Here is a 508-nt window from a genome sequence, read left to right as displayed (position 1 = left end):
TAAAAACGTTTCACGTTAACAATATAGAAGGAGATTTTCTTTTATCTTATATTTATTATAAAAACTATCAGCAAGATGCATTAAATATCATAATATCAACCGATAAAGATTTTTATCAATTAATGTCCAACAAAAATACAATGGTTTATAACCCTCTTACGGACGACATTGTTACAAAAGATAATTTTTTAGAAAAACTAAAAATTTCTAAATCAACATTAGATATTAATAATTTTTTATTACTTAAAATATTAATGGGTGATAAATCCGACAATATTCCGGGAATAACGGGAATCAATACTTCTGTAAAAATGATAAATATAATATTAAGCGAAAACAATTATAAAGAAATTTTAAATTTGGATGATTTTTTGAATATGGTAAATGATTATGTTGATAAAAAGCCAAATCATTTAAAAGTATTTGATAAATTATTGGAAAACAAAGAACATTTTAAATTATCATCCAAAATAATGGATTTAAGTGAAAACAATGTTTTGGAAATGTT

1 pseudogene is annotated in these 508 nt (G+C 22.0%); it reads left to right on the top strand.

The window, feature by feature from the left end:
* Positions 1-508 (top strand): annotated as a pseudogene (locus ACP5SP_RS08160) (hypothetical protein); the annotation flags it as partial.

Origin of the sequence: Caldisericum sp., from assembly GCF_049967455.1 — a bacterium.
Classification (GTDB): Bacteria; Caldisericota; Caldisericia; order Caldisericales; family Caldisericaceae; genus Caldisericum; species Caldisericum exile_A.
The sequence above is the reverse complement of the archived record's forward strand: the minus strand, read 5'-3'. Positions and strand labels throughout refer to the sequence as shown.